Here is a 15,367-nt window from a genome sequence, read left to right as displayed (position 1 = left end):
ATAAATAAAATACTGTATTCTAAACAAAAAAAAGCAACCTAATCGGTTGCTTTTTTTATCCATTCTTTTTCGCCATAAAAAAGATACGTTCCGTTTGTTCAGTTACTTCCATTCGTTCAAAATCACCCGTTACACGAAGTACTGTAAATCCAGCTTCTTCAAGCCATTTTGTTAACAATTCAACTGAATAGGCACGTTGCATATGACTTTCATCAAAGCGATGATATACACCTTCCTCTGGATCCTGTACAAAGAATGACAAGTCATGTTCTACACTATCTGATTCTTCGCCAGGGAAGCAGTTCCAAATGAGAGCTATCTCTTCCCCATTGACTGTGTACGTTTCATTTTGAAAGACATGATAAATTTTATATAAAGAGTGTACATCAAATAAGAACAGACCATCTTGACACAAATGGTGAAATACTCGTCTGAATGTTTCTTGTATCCCCTCTTCTTGCAATACATAATTTAATGAATCACAAAAGATTGTCACACAATCAAATTCACCAGGAACATCCAGTTCTCTCATATCCTGTTGATAAAAAGGAATAAAATACCCTTCTCCCCCTAGCTTTTGCTGGGCAACTGTTAGCATTTCTTCTGAAAGATCGACACCAATCATGTCATAACCTTTTCGCACAAGCGGAAGTGTTACATTCCCAGTCCCGCACGCTACATCAAGAATCTTCGCCTCTTTCATGCCTGCCTGCTGTAAGCTTTCCTCTGTGAATTCTACCCATTTATCATATGGGACATCATTCATGAGTTCATCATACAACAATGCAAATTGCTCATATCTCATTAGCTTAACTCTTCTGTAATATCTTCACGTGGCACATCGCCCCATAGACGCTCTAAATTATAATGATCACGCTCATCTTTATGGAATACATGCGCAACTACATCACCAAGGTCCACTAGAACCCAACGCGCTTCATCGAAGCCTTCCATACGTTGTACGTCGATTTGGAATTCATGTGCCTTCGCTTTAATTTCACGTGCAATTGCTTGTACTTGCTTATCAGAATTCCCGTGACAAATAATAAAATAATCTGCAATTGGTGAAATTCCTTGCATGTTTAGTACAACCATATCTTCTGCTCTTTTATCATCAGCTGCTTTTGCTGCTATTACTAATAACTCTTTATCTTTCATTCAGTAATTTCCTCCTTCAGTACCGCATTGTATGTTTGAAATGTTAACGGATAGATCGTTTGATCCTTTTCCATTAAAAATTGAATCGTACGTTTTAATGCAAATAATAAAGCTTTATTTATATCTTCCTGTGCTAATTTCCGTGCTTCTTCCACACCTGGAAATTTGCGTCCAGGTTCAATATAATCTGCCACATAAATAACTTTATCAAGCATTGTCATCTCTTCATGACCGCTTGTATGATATGTAATAGCTTGCAGAATTTCAGAGTCCGTAATGCCGACTTCTTTTTCTACTAAGTATGCCCCAACTGGTGCATGCCATAACTCTTTGTTGTAGTGAAGTAAATCTTTTGGCAACTCTTCCTGCTTAATAATGTCTTCCATCTCTTGAATCGGTCTACATTTTGCATAATCATGAAATATAGCAGCCATTTCTGCTTTCTTCTCATCCACGCCATATAGCTTAGCAAGTTCAATTGCCGTTTCCATTACACCAATTGTATGTATATAACGTTTTTCATGCATTTGTTGTTTTACAATCTCAAGTGCTTTCTCACGATTCATACAACCCATTCCTCTCGATATATACCTGTACTTGTTCTGGAAGCAAATATTTGCACGTTTTCTTCTCTTTATATCTCTCACGTAACAAGGAAGACGAAACAGCAAATTCCGGAATTTCTACTGTGACGATTTCATAAGGTGTATTTAATGTATACCCCGGTCTTGCAACCCCAACAAAAGTTACAAGTTGAAGTAATTTCTCGATGTTATACCATTTTGGTAAATACTCCACCATATCTCCGCCAATAATAAAATGAAACTGCGCATCCGGATGCTTCTTAGTTAATTGTAACATAGTGTCATATGTATAGGATGGACCTTCTCTTCTTAACTCTTCTAAACAAACCGAGAAATACTCCTCTTGCTCAATTGCTAACTCTAGCATGTTCAATCGATTTTCTACACTTGTAATACTACGATCTTGTTTATGAGGTGGAATTTGATTCGGCAAAAACCATATTTCATCAAGCGCGAGTGCATCATATACCTCATTTGCAATCAGCAAATGTCCATAATGAGGCGGATCAAACGTGCCGCCAATGATTCCGATTTTTTTCAAATGAAACGCCCCCTTTAATTCACAAGCAGTAATCTTTCCGAAACAGCATGCGGAGAGATTACTGCTTGTAAAAGCTCAATTGGTCTAAACCCTATTATCCCGAACATAGCAAGCATATGCTATGGAAACGACATATACACATCCTGAGCACAGTAAACTTGCTATTATGGAAGTTTGATTTGTTTATTTTCTCTTGATTCTTTATATAAAACAATTGTGCTTCCAATTACTTGGACAATTTCAGCTCTCGCACCTTTAGCCAATTCTTCTGCAACTTCACGACGATCAAATTCACAGTTTTGTAGTACGCTCACTTTGAATAACTCACGAGCTTCTAACGCCTCTGCAATTTGTTTTACCATATTTTCATTTACGCCACCTTTTCCAACTTGAAAAATCGGTGTTAAGTGATGTGCTTTTGCACGTAAAAATCTTTTTTGTTTTCCTGTTAACATATAGTTAGCCTCCAAGCTTTCTCATTACTAATTGTTTCATTTTTTCGATATTCGGCATACGTCCTGTCCACAATTCAAATGCAAGTGCTCCTTGATAAACAAACATATCTATTCCATTCTGTACGATCGCTCCTTTAGCTTTCGCATCTTGCAGAAGCTTTGTCTCAAATGGATTATAAATAATATCCGAGACAATCGTCCCTTGTTTCAAAGATCGAATTTGCAACGGTGTATTTTGGATATGCGGATGCATTCCTATCGTTGTTGTATGAATGATAATATCATAATTCCCTTGTTCTTCAGTTGCTTGCTCTAATGAAAGAGCTTGCGATGTAATCTTTGCTTGGCATCCAGAGAGAAGATGATTTGCCTTTTCCACTGTTCGATTGGCAATATCAATTTCCTTTACACCTGCGTCTGCAAGCGAAAAATAGATAGCACGGCACGCTCCACCTGCACCGAGTAATAAAATACGCTTTTGATAAAGCGGCTCTTTACTAATCGATTGTAATGAACGAACATAACCAATTCCATCTGTATTATAACCAATTAGTTTTCCATCTCTATGAACTACCGTATTCACAGCACCAATTTGCTTTGCTAACGGATCAATTTCATCCAAGTATTTCATAATTGAAACTTTATGTGGAGTCGTGACATTAAATCCTGAAACTCCTAACGCCTTTAACCCTTTCACTGCTTCCCCTAATGTTTCTTCTTCTACAAGAAACGCATGATAATGAGCATCTATATTCAAGTGTTCAAATGCATCGTTATGCATGAGCGGTGACAATGAATGTCCAATTGGATTCCCGATTACACCATATAATTGTTTCATAAATCCCTCTCCATATTAAATTAAAGATTTACGTAATGAAACACTAACTCCTTTTGGTACATGAGCAACGATTTTTGCACCTGGCTCATTTACAGTCACCCATCCTAATCCAGAGAATACAACATCTGTTTTGGGCTCACGAATATTAAATTCATATTTCACAAGCCCAGGCATATTTTCTAGTTCTTCTGGAGTTGGTGGATTTAATAACTCCCCAGCATGTTTTTCATACAATTCATCTGCTTTTTCAAGTTTTGTACGATGAATTGGTAGACGATTTGATAAATGACAAGTGAACGCACGACGACCACCACTAATATAATCAAAACGTGCTAATCCCCCGAAGAATAATGTTTGTTCTTCGTTTAATTGGAATACCATTGGCTTAATTTCCTTCGTTGGTGTAATAAGCTTTAAGCTTTGCTTTCCAACGTAATGTGCCATTTGGTGGTGATTAATAATACCTGGTGTATCATATAAAGAAGATGTTTCATCTAATGGAATGTCAATTAAATCAAGTGTTGTTCCTGGAAAATGAGACGTTGTAATCACATTCTCAGTTTCTTCACTAAATTCTTTAATCATGCGATTAATAAATGTAGATTTCCCAACATTTGTACACCCTACAACGTATACATCCTTACCACCGCGGTACTGTTCAATCGCCTCAGCAAGCTCGCGAATACCTTGTCCTTTTGCTGCACTAATTAAAAAGACATCTTCTGGTTTTAAGCCCAGTTGCTTTGCACTATAACGCATCCAATGTTTTACTTTATCATGCTTTACTGACTTTGGAATTAAATCCGATTTGTTTCCAACAAGCAATACTTTGTTGTTCCCTACAAAACGATGTAAGCCTGGTAACCAACTACCATTGAAGTCAAAAATATCTACAATTTTGACAACAAGCGCGTCTGATTGTCCAATTCCATTTAAAATGCGCAAGAAATCATCATCTGTTAAAGACACATCTTGAATTTCATTATAGTTCTTTAAACGGAAACAACGTTGACAAATCACCTGTTCTTTTTCTAAAGATGAAGTTGGTGCATATCCAACCCCATTTTTATTTTCTGTTTGAATTTCTACACCGCAACCAATACATTTAATTGTTTCAGTCAAACTTTATTCCTCCCAGTTAATTAAACCTTTTTTCTTCATATTGCTCATAATTCTTCGTTCAATTTTTCGATTAAAGCGCGTTACTAGTCCATCTGTTTGTGCCACTGGCACGACTAAAATTGTATATAAACCAACGCGATTCCCGCCTAATACATCCGTTAACAATTGGTCCCCAATAACAACTACTTCATCCGCTTTTAAATTCATTTCTTGTATCGCACGTTTAAAAGCACGAACAAATGGTTTACGTGCGCTATGGATAAAAGGAATGCCAAGTGGATCTGCAAAATCCTTTACACGTTGCTCATTATTATTTGAAACGACCGTTACTTGAATGCCTTGCTCTTTCATTTTTAAAAACCATTGCTCAAGCTTAGGCGTTGCATTCGGGCGATCCCATTCAATTAAAGTATTATCTAAATCAGTAATAATACCTTTGATCCCGCGTTTTTTTAAATCTTCCGGTTGAACATGATATACGTTTTTTACGTATTCATTAGGTAAAAATAATTTCAATTTCTTTCACCTCTTTGAGGAGTTTTCTTAAAATTTTTCGACAACATTTTTCGATAGCGAGCTTGTGGATAACATTGTACACATTTTCCACATCGATATTTCAGTTAATTCAAAATTTATCAACAACTCATACACACCTTATCCACGGTGATATGTGGATAACCAGTTGTTTGTGACTATCATATTTTTTTGATACAGTAGATGCAACAAAGAACCTATCCTTATTATCGGAGGTGACTCACCTTGAAAACGAAACATATGGAACAGTTATCTACTGAGTTACTCACTGAGTCTTATTATAAAGCAAAAGAACTAAAATTAAATCCTGACTTCATTTTACTTATAAAACAAGAAATCATCCGGCGATCATTAGAGGACAAGCTTGTCAAATCGTCTTGAGTACATATAGATTACTGCTTCGCCTGTAAAAAGAGCCATCCTCAAGATGGCTCTTTTATAAAATGAAACTTCCATCCGTGGGAACTTTTCACTCATCACATAAGTCCATCTAACTTCTTGGTGTCCTCACAAGTTTGTGATAAAACTTTTACTGCCCGTTACCATTAGATAAGCGCGTTGCGATTTTTTCACCAACGTGAAGTTCTTGGCCACTCGTTAATGTTGAAACAACTTCAACCATTCCTTTTTCAAACAGTAACACGACTGTTGAACCAAATGTAAAGTATGCCATCTCTTCACCTTTTTGAACAGTATTTCTTTCATGAAGAAGCTCAATACTATTTACAAACATAGCTCCTACTTTTACAAGCGCCATATGTTGTCCTTCACTATCGACCTCTGTGACAGAACGATAGTTCTTTGACAATGGTTCTTTTCCATATTTCATTCCTGCTGCGTTTACTGGATATGATTTTCTTCCAAGTACAACTCTCTCTGTCACAGCACCTGAGAGCGGGCTATGAATGCGATGATAATGACTTGGACTTAAATAAATAACCATATATGTACCGCCGGCATAGCGTCTTGCTCGCTCTTCATTACCTAGCATATCCACAAGCGAATACCGCTTGCCTTTAATATCAAATGTTTTCGTTTCTTCAATAGGGCCATGATCAGCAGATACCCCATCAACAGGACTAACAATACTTGATGCCGCTGCATCTATTTCTCGTTTTCCTTCTTTCAACTTACGTGTAAATAATTCATGCAGCGTCTGGTATTCCTTTAAGTCCTTCTCCATCTCATCCTGATTCAATTGAAATGCTTTTGCATAAGATGAAATAATAATGGAACTTAAGCGAGACTGTGCAAATTTACGTAATATATAAGAAGTAAAACGCCCGTTTGTAAGTTCGATCATGAGTCGATATAATGTACGTCGCAAACCGCGAAACCTCCTAATAAGTCTTAATGTAACAATTAAGTTTAGCTTTCCCTTCTTTTCTTTCTATATCAGAAAGTGGTTTTTATATTCACTTATCATACATCGAGCCAGTCATATAAAAAGAAAAAACAAATACTATTTCATTCTTAAATTCGTTAGCACCTTCTAATATTACAGATAGAACCCGTCATTTTCAACAGTGAACGTATATTTCTTCTTAGAGTTTCTTGTTTTATTCCCTTTTCATCAAAAGAAAAAACGGCTGCACTCGAGCTGCAACCGTACCACACACCTTTACGCTTTTCCCTTCTTTTCCTTCTCCGCACGAACAAATTCATGAAACATTTTCATCAGCGCTCGCTTCTCAATCCGGGACACGTAACTTCTTGAAATGCCTAGCGCTTTCGCAATTTCCCGCTGCGTTTTTTCTTTATCAAGACCAAGTCCAAACCTTTTTACAATCACTTCTTTCTCTCGTTCATCTAAAATATCGATATATTCCTTAATTTTTTCTAATTCCATGCTAAGCTGGATCATATCAATTACATCTTCGGATTCGGATTTTAAAATATCGATAAGTGATATTTCATTTCCTTCCTTGTCCTGTCCAATCGGGTCATGAAGTGAAACATCTTTCTTTGTTTTCTTCAGTACACGCAAATGCATTAAAATTTCATTTTCAATACAACGAGCTGCATATGTCGCCAGCTTCGTTCCTTTCCCCGCTGAATAACTCTCAATTGCCTTAATGAGCCCAATCGTTCCGATAGAAATTAAATCTTCCGAATCCTCACCTGTGTTTTCAAATTTCTTAACAATATGAGCCACAAGCCGTAAATTATGTTCAATTAAAAGATTTCTCGCATGAGCATCACCTTGCTCCATCAGCTCTAAGTACTTCTTTTCATCGTCTGATGACAATGGCTGTGGGAACGCATTGTTTTTAACATAAGAAACAAATACAAACACTTCGCGAATCATGTATCCAATTGCGGCGAATAGACTCAAACCCTTCACCTCCGCCAAAATAGTGGTCTTTACTATATGTATGTGGGCGGGGGATTGTTTGTGTCTGTACCTACTTAAGAATAGAAATGCATAAAAAAACAGCAAGATTTCTCTAGCTGTTTTACTTCGTTTCACGATGCAATGTTACTCGCTTTAATCGTGGACAATATTTTTTCAGTTCAATACGCTCCGGATTATTTCGCTTATTCTTCTTCGTAATATAATTACGATCACCGCATTCTGTACAAGCTAATGTAATGTTTACACGCATATGTAGACCTCCTTTTCTCCAAAGATCGCAACTAAAACGTAATGATTATGATTTATAAAATAAATGCTATTATTCTTTTTGTCAATTCACCCTTTTAACAATCATTCTAAAAAGACAAAAAACTGAAACAATTAGTTCATACGAAATTCACATCAATCCATTACTATTAGAATTGTACATAATCAATTTATTAACAATCCAATTTATTGATATATGAAAGCTAATTAGAAAGGAGTTAAAAACAAATGAAAGCAAAATACCGTTTTATGATCTCATCATTTGCAGCATGCGCTTATATGATTTGGTATTTAGTATAATAAGCAACCTTATTTGCAAATATGAAAAGGTGTGTATATAAATGAAATATAATCAATCAACTGTTAACTATTGGAAAGCATTTGTATTACCTTATACATTCGCTTTAGAAGAGTTAAAAACAAAATTCGAAATTATGAACCGGGAAGCTCAATTCTTAGAGGACTACAACCCGTTTGAACATATAAAAACAAGATTGAAACAGCCTGAAAGCATCGTAAAAAAACTCGAACGCAAAAATTTAGCACCAACGATTGCAAATGCGCAAACACATTTGCAAGATATTATCGGCATCCGGATTACATGTTGCTTTGTGGAAGATATTTATCACTTAAAACAAGTCATTGAAAATCGTGAAGACATGGAAATTGTAGAAGTAAAAGATTACATTGCTAATCCAAAGCAAAACGGCTATAAAAGTTTGCATATGATTATTAAGTATCCACTAGCGCTAAATTCTGGTACAAAAGAAGTTTTTGCAGAAATTCAATTACGTACACTCGCTATGGACTTCTGGGCAAGTTTAGAGCATAAACTCTACTATAAATATGAGGGGAATATCCCCGATTATTTAAAAGATGAACTCCACGATGCTGCCATGAAAGCTGAAGAGCTTGATAATAAAATGGCAACCATCCGCCAAGATATTGATGAGATTGAAGCATGTTCAAATCAAATTTTACTACCATTATAAAAAGGTTCTCCTAATAAGAGAACCTTTTTATTTCTTTTCTACCGTCCGGACTTCTTCAATTTTCCAATGCTCATCTTCTTTTCCTAGCGCATACCGGATCTTTTTCTGAAGAGAGCTTCCACCATCTATTTCTTTTTCTTCTGTTTCAACAATGACAAAATTGCCTTTTGAACTTTTCACTTGAACACGATTCAACTCAATTCTCTTATTTTCTCGTTGAAACGCCGCTTCTTTTTGTGTTCGTAAGTCTTCGGCGCCAACAATTTTTCCCGAAAACAAAGCCATATGTTGATCGAAATTTTTTTCGTTTGTCGTCTGCACAAACGTCTCTATTACATTCCGAATTTCTTTCTCTTCTTCTGGTGTTACATGTACCTTCGTTTCTTGTTTTACCGTTACCTCTTTTTTTTCTATATCTTTTTGCTTCGTTTCTTGCTGAAATTGACAACCCATTAATAATAACCCAGCTAGAGCAGAAGCCCCTATTTTCTTAACAAAGTTTTGCATCCTTTATTCCTCCAAAAAAGAAAAAACGAGGCGAAATACCTCGCTTTCCTTCACAATTAGCGTCTGCCTTTATTAGGGTCACCGCCACCAACAATATCGAAGACACGTTTTGCTAAATTTGTATTTTCTTGAACGCCAGAGAATAGATATTTACCTGGTCCAAATGCATATACGTTCACATCTTCACCCGTATGTCCACCTGTTGTCCAGCCTGTAAATGAACGTTTATTGAAGATTTCTTCAATCGCATTATCAATTTTCGTTACATCTTTTGATGGAGCAATGTCATTCACGGATTTAATTTCTTCTGTTGTTAATTGTAAATCAATGTATTTTTTCAACGTTTCTTCTACATTTGCACCTTTTGCAATTTCATTTGCCATAAAGTCTGGTGTACGTTTCGCAGCTTTAATTGCATTTGCATTAAAGTTATATTCACCGTTTACACCAAGAGAGAATCCACCAGTAGAATGGTCAGCTGTTGCAATCACTAATGTATGTTTATCTTTTTTCGCAAATTCAATTGCTGCTTTAAATGCTTTCTCAAAGTCTTCCATTTCACTCATCGCACCAACTACATCATTATCATGGCCAGCCCAGTCAATTTGACTACCTTCTACCATTAAGAAGAAACCTTTATCGTTTTTATTTAAACGATTGATTGCTGCATTTGTCATTTCTTCTAACGAAGGTGTTTTTTCATTACGATCGATCATTTTATCTAAGCCACCTGGTGCAAATAAACCAAGAATTTGATCACTTTTATCATTTAATAATTGCTCACGATCTGTTACATAGCTATAACCAGACTTCTTAAATTCTTCTGTAAGATTCCGATCTTTTCTTACAAAGTTATTCACGCCACCACCAAGAAGAACATCTACTTTATGTTTCCCATTAATTTTCTCATCAAAGTAATCATTTGCAATTGCATCCATATTTTTACGGCTTATATCATGCGCTCCAAAAGCAGCTGGCGTTGCATGTGTAATTTCAGAAGTTGCAACTAAACCTGTTGATTTCCCTTGCTCTTTTGCTTGTTCAAGTACTGTTTTCACTTCTGCTTGATCATTATCAACCGCGATTGCTGCATTGTATGTTTTCACACCTGCTGACATCGCTGTTGCCGCTGATGCAGAATCTGTAATATTTTGATGCTCATCTTCTGGATATGTCTTTTGTGTTCCTACAAGATGATTATCAAATTCTGTCGATTCCATTTCAAACGTCTTTGGATTGTCTTTCATATAACGATGAGCAGTCATATACGAAGGTCCCATGCCATCCCCAATTAAAACAATTACATTCTTAATTTTTGGATCACTTGCTTTTCCATCCGCTTTAATTACATCTGAACGTGTTACGCCCCACGTTACTACGGAAGTAAGTGCTAACGATGTGACAACTGCAAATGGCCATGCTTTCTTCATAAACTTTTTCACTTTTTTTGTCCCCCTAATACGTTATTAAGTTCCCTATACCCAATTTAAAGGAAGACTATTAAGGAAAAGTTAGTTATATGTAAATATTTTGTTAAGTAATGTAAATTTTAGTTATAATTTGTATATCTTTGTCTTATATCATTAAGCTTTATCACCTTTACAAAATGAAAAGAAACTAGTATAGATTTTTCAAAATTAAAAATTACTGCTTTACATTCTCTCTGTTTATGACTATGTATTCATTTTTTTCATGGTAAAATATTTCTACTAGATTAGAAATGTGGTGATTCAATATGCAAATACAAAAACTAAATAATTCTAGTATTTCACAGCTCATTTCTCTTTGCGAGGCTGTTGGATGGTTACAGCCTCAATTATTTATGCGAAATCAATTTGAAATGTACCTGTCAATCGGAAGTCTATTTGGCTATACACAGAACGAAAAACTGATTGCTACTGGTGGGGTATTCCCTTCCAAATCTGGATTTTCTTCTATCGGTATGTTAATGGTTCACCCCAACTTTCAAAAACAAGGACTTGGCCATTCTTTACTCGATTTTTGTGTGCAACAAGCGCCTACTTCTCTCCCAGTTATACTCATCGCAACAGATGCTGGTGTGCCCTTGTACCAAAAATACGGCTTTACGACAATTACAACAATCCATCGCTTTGAAAAATTTGTTACAAATACATCTACGAATCTCTCTCATTTAAAGCAAATTATACAAGATGATCTTAGTTCTCTCAGTAAGCTTGATAAAACCGCAACAGGTACGCATCGTCCAAACCATTATTCAATATTACTAGCTAGAGCAGCACTCACATTTAAAATTGAAAGAAACCACAGGATAGAGTCTTTTTCATTATGTATCCAAAAAGGGGATGTACTGTGCATTACCCCTCTTATCGCAAAAAATGAGGGAGATGCAATCCAATTATTACAATCCATTTGCAAAGGTTGGAATGGAACTGTACGTATAGATGTTCCACACTCACAATGTACATTTCGAGCACACTTGGAATCGAAAGGATTTCAAGAAACACTGCTTTCACCCCTTATGATAAAAAATGGAAGTCACCTGTCTGGAAATCGTGACCATTTATTTGCTATGATGGATGCAGCGTTATGTTAGAAAGGGGTCAAATGCTTGAAACGAATGAAATCTTATATAGTAAGCTGTCTTACTCTTACATTGCTAGTGGGTTGTAATGCGGCAGAAAAACCCGTAGAAACAGTAAAACAGGTAAAAAATACAATTGAAACAAAGTTAACAACAGATGAAAAAATGGTCGACATAGATGGACAAACTATTTACTTTAAACAAATTGGGAAAAAGAAACCACCATTACTTATGCTTCATGGATTTGGTGGATCATCCAACGGATTTAGCGATATTTATGCAGACTTAGCAAAAGATCATACGATTATCTCCGTTGATGTTTTAGGATTTGGCCATTCTTCCAAGCCGATGGATTTTCCATATTCTTTCCCTAACCATGCCAATCTTTATTATAAGTTAATGAAAAAATTAGGATATGATACATTTGCAGTGCTTGGTCATTCTATGGGTGGAGAAATTTCTCTTAATTTAACATACTTATATCCAAATGCAGTTACCCATCTCATTTTAACGGACGCTACAGGAGCTGTATCATTAACGAACAGAAATGCTTCACCTAAGCCACAGTTATCAACTGATTTAAATACTGTTTCTTCAATTACAAATTATGATGAAAGTAAAGTGAAATTTAAACGTGATGATACAGAACATTATAACCAAATGAAAATGTGGCCTAGACGCCTTAAGATTAATGCTAGTGAAATCAAGCTTCCGACTTTAATTATTTGGGGCAGAAATGATAGTAGTGTATCATGGAAAGAAGGCGAATCTTATCATCAGTTTTTAAAAAACAGCGCCTTTCATATTATTGAAAAAGGTTATCATGCCCCATTCCGCCAAGAACCGAAAGAATTTATGGGCTATGTAAAAGAATTCTTTGAAAAGAATCCAACCGAAACGACAAAGTAATAAAAACGGGTATCTCACCTTTGAGATACCCGTTTCATATATTAAGCAGCTTGCCTCTGTCTTTTTTGCGTTTTTGAACCTAGTAATTTAGGTCCAATCCAACCATCAATTCCAAGTTTTCCAGCATTCATGCCAGCAACTAAAACAAACATAGATAAAATAACCATTTGTGGATTCACACCTAGAGACCCACTAAACATATAGGAAAAGTTCATTACAAGACCAAAAAAGACAGCTGTTTTCGTTAAACAACCTACAATTAAACCTATTCCAACTAGAATTTCTCCCCATGTTACAAGCGTGTTAAATAGATCAACATTCGGAATTGCAAAGTCTTGTAAGAATGCTGCCCACCAAGATTGAACGGCTGGTTGTGCTCCTTTTGACTTTTCAATAGCCCCCTGCAAATAACCTGTCGCATCAAATCCCTTTCCTTGTAACTTTCCGATTCCAGCCATCAACCATGTGTATCCCAGATAAACACGGATAATCGCTAACACAAAAGAAACTGCTTTGTTTTCTCTTAAAAATTGAATAACCATATCTTCCTCCTAAAGATGTAATTAAGTTAGTTGCAGGTAATATCTTAACATTAGTTACTTATTTTTTAAATGTTAATTATGAATAAATTGTGACAATTATATAGAATGTTAAAAACTAACATTTATATAGTTGCTTTTATTTCCTTGCAAAAAACTTGAAAATATCATACCATAATTGATAATGATTTTCATTATTTTTCGCAAAAAAATTATGCGGTAAATGTGAAACGTGCTTATCCTATATTCGGATAAGCACGTTTCATTCTCTATATAATTCAAATGTAAGAGTCCCGTTATCTAATGATTTTGCATCCTGAAATGCATCATCTATTGTTTTTTGATGATTAATAAGCCCGTAAAATAAACGCATTGTAAACATAAGTGCTGCATTTCCATCCACATAATCTGTTGAGCCTATATAAGCTTTTACACCACTATTTAAAAATGCTGTCGCAAGTTTTGGATCTCCTAAAGTACACCCGCTATTGATAATATACTTGTTATGCAATTTTGCATATTGTTTAATTTCAGTTACACCAAAGTTTCCTCTCAGCTCATCTTTCTCATACACATCTTCCCCTAATTCTTCCATTACAAATTCCCCTTCTTCACCATGAAAGCAAAAGATAATATAATCTATATCTTCATACAAACTTTTCCCTGAAAGAACATCCATCAAATCCCGCGGTCGACCAATCCAATATGTAATAACTCTTGCTCCAAAATACTCAAGCGTCGCTCGAAGCGATTGTGCTTCTAAATCTGAATTATCGCCAACTACTAACGCAATATTCAAATAAAAAACCTCCATTCATAAGTTTATTTCATACACACCTGTTTCTTCTAAAAAATCCTCTCTGGTTAGAACTAAATTTTGTAAATACTGCCTATATGCTGTAATCGTTCCATCGTGTGAAACGATACAAATTCTTTCTGTATGTAATGTATAACACCAATCGATGAATTCATCTGCTATATTCTGAAATTCCTTCTCTGAAATCGTATTTATCCCCTGATTCCATAACATATCGTTTGTATTTTCTCTTAAAGAAAAACTAGGAAATAACTCTTGAATTACCTTTGTATCTAACAACCTGTCACACGGTAATGTTCTCGCTCCTTCACGATAAGAGAAAATACGTGGAGAAATATAAGGATGTGTTATTTTGCGGCAAACTACTTGTGAGCTCCATATCGCAGCAGTTTGTAATGTTCGAAGCGTAGGACTCGCTATTAATACATCGATTTCTTGTAGTGGTAAACTACTTTGAAGTAACAATGCTTGTTTTTCGCCTTCTTTTGTCAAAGCTGAATTCTCTAATTGCAAGCTCATAGGTAAATCTTTTGTATGTGTTCCCTCGCCATGCCTTATGAAAATAAGTTTCATAGTTTTAGTCCTTTCTATGAAAATAAATATATCTTTCTATCTTTTCTCCTTTCTCTTCTATATTCCTTTTGCATTATTTTTAATCACAATTATAAATGATGCTGTAAAAATATCCGACACCCATATTAGCAATTATTACAATAAAATATGTAAACCATTTTTATCCCGCATTAACGGGCAGTAAGACCTCCACCTCAAAATTCAGTGAAAGCAAATAAGTTAGGTGGGGATCAACTGCCCGTAAAAGCCCGATTGGTGAGGGCTAATAATCATCAGTGGGGGATGAAGAAAACCCCCACTGATTAAAGTTTCACTTTATAATTCTTATATATTTAGGGAGGAATTCACAAATGTTTGAAAGCTGAAAAATCTATACAGAGTTATACATTTTTTAATCCGAATACCAATTCATGATTCTCCTCTCAAATGGTTATAGTAACAGAGATAAAACGAAATTCTGAGGAGGATATATCAATGAGTAACTCAAATGATTTTTTAGACACAATACACGAAAAACAAGCGAAAGACGAGCAAAATAGAAAACGCCAAGGGAATGGAAATCCTGGGAAAAAGAAGCCGAATAAAACGCACAAATAACTATAAAAAAGCTGC

Annotated in this window: 21 protein-coding genes; 5 read left to right on the top strand and 16 right to left on the bottom strand. The window is 35.5% G+C overall.

Annotated features, from left to right (window positions below; translation table 11 throughout):
* Positions 1-55 precede the first annotated feature (55 nt).
* The 8 genes from BPMYX0001_RS18230 to BPMYX0001_RS18195 all read right to left on the bottom strand — a co-directional run bounded on the left by BPMYX0001_RS18230 (position 56) and on the right by BPMYX0001_RS18195 (position 5,214).
* Positions 56-805: a class I SAM-dependent DNA methyltransferase gene (locus BPMYX0001_RS18230; RefSeq protein WP_006095978.1), complete on the bottom strand. Its 750-nt coding sequence runs from the start codon at positions 803-805 to the stop codon at positions 56-58.
* Positions 805-1,158 (bottom strand): ribosome silencing factor, encoded by a 354-nt coding sequence (gene rsfS / locus BPMYX0001_RS18225; protein WP_033799100.1) that lies wholly within the window; start codon positions 1,156-1,158, stop codon positions 805-807. Before rsfS ends, BPMYX0001_RS18230 begins: the two co-directional genes overlap by 1 nt.
* Complete coding sequence (gene yqeK / locus BPMYX0001_RS18220) at positions 1,155-1,724, bottom strand: bis(5'-nucleosyl)-tetraphosphatase (symmetrical) YqeK (RefSeq protein ID WP_018782542.1); 570 nt, start codon at positions 1,722-1,724, stop codon at positions 1,155-1,157. The genes rsfS and yqeK overlap by 4 nt, the downstream gene beginning before the upstream one ends.
* On the bottom strand, positions 1,714-2,283 hold the full coding sequence (locus tag BPMYX0001_RS18215; RefSeq protein WP_003200594.1) for a nicotinate-nucleotide adenylyltransferase: 570 nt from the start codon (positions 2,281-2,283) through the stop codon (positions 1,714-1,716). The genes yqeK and BPMYX0001_RS18215 overlap by 11 nt, the downstream gene beginning before the upstream one ends.
* A 164-nt stretch (positions 2,284-2,447) precedes the next feature.
* Positions 2,448-2,738, bottom strand: a complete 291-nt coding sequence (yhbY, locus tag BPMYX0001_RS18210; protein ID WP_003200592.1) for a ribosome assembly RNA-binding protein YhbY — start codon at positions 2,736-2,738, stop codon at positions 2,448-2,450.
* A gap of 4 nt (positions 2,739-2,742) precedes the next feature.
* The gene (aroE, locus tag BPMYX0001_RS18205; RefSeq protein WP_003208540.1) at positions 2,743-3,576 is read right to left on the bottom strand and encodes a shikimate dehydrogenase; all 834 of its coding nucleotides are present in this window, start codon (positions 3,574-3,576) and stop codon (positions 2,743-2,745) included.
* Positions 3,577-3,591: 15 nt separating this feature from the next.
* Complete coding sequence (gene yqeH / locus BPMYX0001_RS18200) at positions 3,592-4,698, bottom strand: ribosome biogenesis GTPase YqeH (protein ID WP_003200588.1); 1,107 nt, start codon at positions 4,696-4,698, stop codon at positions 3,592-3,594.
* 3 nt (positions 4,699-4,701) lie between these two features.
* Entirely contained in the window at positions 4,702-5,214 is a 513-nt protein-coding gene (locus BPMYX0001_RS18195) for a YqeG family HAD IIIA-type phosphatase (protein WP_003200585.1), read from the bottom strand.
* A 243-nt stretch (positions 5,215-5,457) separates the two neighbouring features.
* Here BPMYX0001_RS18195 and sda point away from each other — a divergent pair, with 243 nt between their 5' ends.
* Entirely contained in the window at positions 5,458-5,613 is a 156-nt protein-coding gene (sda, locus tag BPMYX0001_RS18190) for a sporulation histidine kinase inhibitor Sda (protein WP_000850094.1), read from the top strand.
* Positions 5,614-5,761: 148 nt separating this feature from the next.
* On the opposite strand, the gene BPMYX0001_RS18185 is transcribed toward sda, so the two are convergent.
* From BPMYX0001_RS18185 to rpmG, 3 genes are all read right to left on the bottom strand, one after another.
* Positions 5,762-6,559, bottom strand: a complete 798-nt coding sequence (locus BPMYX0001_RS18185; protein WP_018782540.1) for a phosphatidylserine decarboxylase — start codon at positions 6,557-6,559, stop codon at positions 5,762-5,764.
* A 294-nt stretch (positions 6,560-6,853) separates the two neighbouring features.
* Positions 6,854-7,567 (bottom strand): RNA polymerase sporulation sigma factor SigK, encoded by a 714-nt coding sequence (sigK, locus tag BPMYX0001_RS18180; protein WP_018765865.1) that lies wholly within the window; start codon positions 7,565-7,567, stop codon positions 6,854-6,856.
* Positions 7,568-7,688: 121 nt separating this feature from the next.
* Complete coding sequence (rpmG, locus tag BPMYX0001_RS18175) at positions 7,689-7,838, bottom strand: 50S ribosomal protein L33 (protein WP_001265619.1); 150 nt, start codon at positions 7,836-7,838, stop codon at positions 7,689-7,691.
* 358 nt (positions 7,839-8,196) lie between these two features.
* Here rpmG and BPMYX0001_RS18170 point away from each other — a divergent pair, with 358 nt between their 5' ends.
* Positions 8,197-8,847, top strand: coding sequence for a GTP pyrophosphokinase (locus BPMYX0001_RS18170; protein ID WP_003200578.1), 651 nt, complete (start codon positions 8,197-8,199; stop codon positions 8,845-8,847).
* A 27-nt stretch (positions 8,848-8,874) separates the two neighbouring features.
* Here BPMYX0001_RS18170 and BPMYX0001_RS18165 read toward each other — a convergent pair whose 3' ends face one another.
* Together BPMYX0001_RS18165 and BPMYX0001_RS18160 are read right to left on the bottom strand one after the other, a co-directional pair.
* Positions 8,875-9,354: a Cif family virulence factor gene (locus BPMYX0001_RS18165; protein ID WP_006095975.1), complete on the bottom strand. Its 480-nt coding sequence runs from the start codon at positions 9,352-9,354 to the stop codon at positions 8,875-8,877.
* Positions 9,355-9,410: 56 nt separating this feature from the next.
* On the bottom strand, positions 9,411-10,796 hold the full coding sequence (locus BPMYX0001_RS18160) for an alkaline phosphatase (protein ID WP_003200574.1): 1,386 nt from the start codon (positions 10,794-10,796) through the stop codon (positions 9,411-9,413).
* Positions 10,797-11,089: 293 nt separating this feature from the next.
* On the opposite strand from BPMYX0001_RS18160, the gene BPMYX0001_RS18155 reads away from it, so the two are divergent.
* Both BPMYX0001_RS18155 and BPMYX0001_RS18150 read left to right on the top strand, forming a co-directional pair.
* Complete coding sequence (locus BPMYX0001_RS18155) at positions 11,090-11,929, top strand: GNAT family N-acetyltransferase (protein WP_006095974.1); 840 nt, start codon at positions 11,090-11,092, stop codon at positions 11,927-11,929.
* A 24-nt stretch (positions 11,930-11,953) separates the two neighbouring features.
* The gene (locus BPMYX0001_RS18150; protein WP_371400307.1) at positions 11,954-12,826 is read left to right on the top strand and encodes an alpha/beta fold hydrolase; all 873 of its coding nucleotides are present in this window, start codon (positions 11,954-11,956) and stop codon (positions 12,824-12,826) included.
* 41 nt (positions 12,827-12,867) lie between these two features.
* On the opposite strand, the gene BPMYX0001_RS18145 is transcribed toward BPMYX0001_RS18150, so the two are convergent.
* From BPMYX0001_RS18145 to BPMYX0001_RS18135, 3 genes are all read right to left on the bottom strand, one after another.
* Positions 12,868-13,368 (bottom strand): DoxX family protein, encoded by a 501-nt coding sequence (locus BPMYX0001_RS18145; protein ID WP_003208549.1) that lies wholly within the window; start codon positions 13,366-13,368, stop codon positions 12,868-12,870.
* Positions 13,369-13,627: 259 nt separating this feature from the next.
* Positions 13,628-14,179, bottom strand: coding sequence for a hypothetical protein (locus tag BPMYX0001_RS18140; protein WP_006095972.1), 552 nt, complete (start codon positions 14,177-14,179; stop codon positions 13,628-13,630).
* Entirely contained in the window at positions 14,180-14,755 is a 576-nt protein-coding gene (locus BPMYX0001_RS18135; protein WP_006095971.1) for a histidine phosphatase family protein, read from the bottom strand.
* A gap of 474 nt (positions 14,756-15,229) precedes the next feature.
* Here BPMYX0001_RS18135 and BPMYX0001_RS18130 point away from each other — a divergent pair, with 474 nt between their 5' ends.
* On the top strand, positions 15,230-15,352 hold the full coding sequence (locus tag BPMYX0001_RS18130) for a DUF4023 domain-containing protein (RefSeq protein WP_003200562.1): 123 nt from the start codon (positions 15,230-15,232) through the stop codon (positions 15,350-15,352).
* The last annotated feature ends 15 nt before the right edge of the window (positions 15,353-15,367 follow it).

Source organism: Bacillus pseudomycoides DSM 12442 (genome assembly GCF_000161455.1).
Lineage (GTDB): Bacteria > Bacillota > Bacilli > Bacillales > Bacillaceae_G > Bacillus_A > Bacillus_A pseudomycoides.
The sequence above is the reverse complement of the archived record's forward strand: the minus strand, read 5'-3'. Positions and strand labels throughout refer to the sequence as shown.

What these genes read in the sequence shown, in the direction of transcription:
- BPMYX0001_RS18230 (WP_006095978.1), bottom strand. Translation starts at nt 805, where the DNA reads ATGAGATATGAGCAATTTGCATTGTTGTATGATGAACTCATGAATGAT.
- rsfS (WP_033799100.1), bottom strand. Translation starts at nt 1,158, where the DNA reads ATGAAAGATAAAGAGTTATTAGTAATAGCAGCAAAAGCAGCTGATGAT.
- yqeK (WP_018782542.1), bottom strand. Translation starts at nt 1,724, where the DNA reads ATGAATCGTGAGAAAGCACTTGAGATTGTAAAACAACAAATGCATGAA.
- yhbY (WP_003200592.1), bottom strand. Translation starts at nt 2,738, where the DNA reads ATGTTAACAGGAAAACAAAAAAGATTTTTACGTGCAAAAGCACATCAC.
- aroE (WP_003208540.1), bottom strand. Translation starts at nt 3,576, where the DNA reads ATGAAACAATTATATGGTGTAATCGGGAATCCAATTGGACATTCATTG.
- rpmG (WP_001265619.1), bottom strand. Translation starts at nt 7,838, where the DNA reads ATGCGTGTAAACATTACATTAGCTTGTACAGAATGCGGTGATCGTAAT.
- BPMYX0001_RS18170 (WP_003200578.1), top strand. Translation starts at nt 8,197, where the DNA reads ATGAAATATAATCAATCAACTGTTAACTATTGGAAAGCATTTGTATTA.
- BPMYX0001_RS18165 (WP_006095975.1), bottom strand. Translation starts at nt 9,354, where the DNA reads ATGCAAAACTTTGTTAAGAAAATAGGGGCTTCTGCTCTAGCTGGGTTA.
- BPMYX0001_RS18155 (WP_006095974.1), top strand. Translation starts at nt 11,090, where the DNA reads ATGCAAATACAAAAACTAAATAATTCTAGTATTTCACAGCTCATTTCT.
- BPMYX0001_RS18150 (WP_371400307.1), top strand. Translation starts at nt 11,954, where the DNA reads ATGAAATCTTATATAGTAAGCTGTCTTACTCTTACATTGCTAGTGGGT.
- BPMYX0001_RS18145 (WP_003208549.1), bottom strand. Translation starts at nt 13,368, where the DNA reads ATGGTTATTCAATTTTTAAGAGAAAACAAAGCAGTTTCTTTTGTGTTA.
- BPMYX0001_RS18140 (WP_006095972.1), bottom strand. Translation starts at nt 14,179, where the DNA reads ATGGAGGTTTTTTATTTGAATATTGCGTTAGTAGTTGGCGATAATTCA.
- BPMYX0001_RS18135 (WP_006095971.1), bottom strand. Translation starts at nt 14,755, where the DNA reads ATGAAACTTATTTTCATAAGGCATGGCGAGGGAACACATACAAAAGAT.
- BPMYX0001_RS18130 (WP_003200562.1), top strand. Translation starts at nt 15,230, where the DNA reads ATGAGTAACTCAAATGATTTTTTAGACACAATACACGAAAAACAAGCG.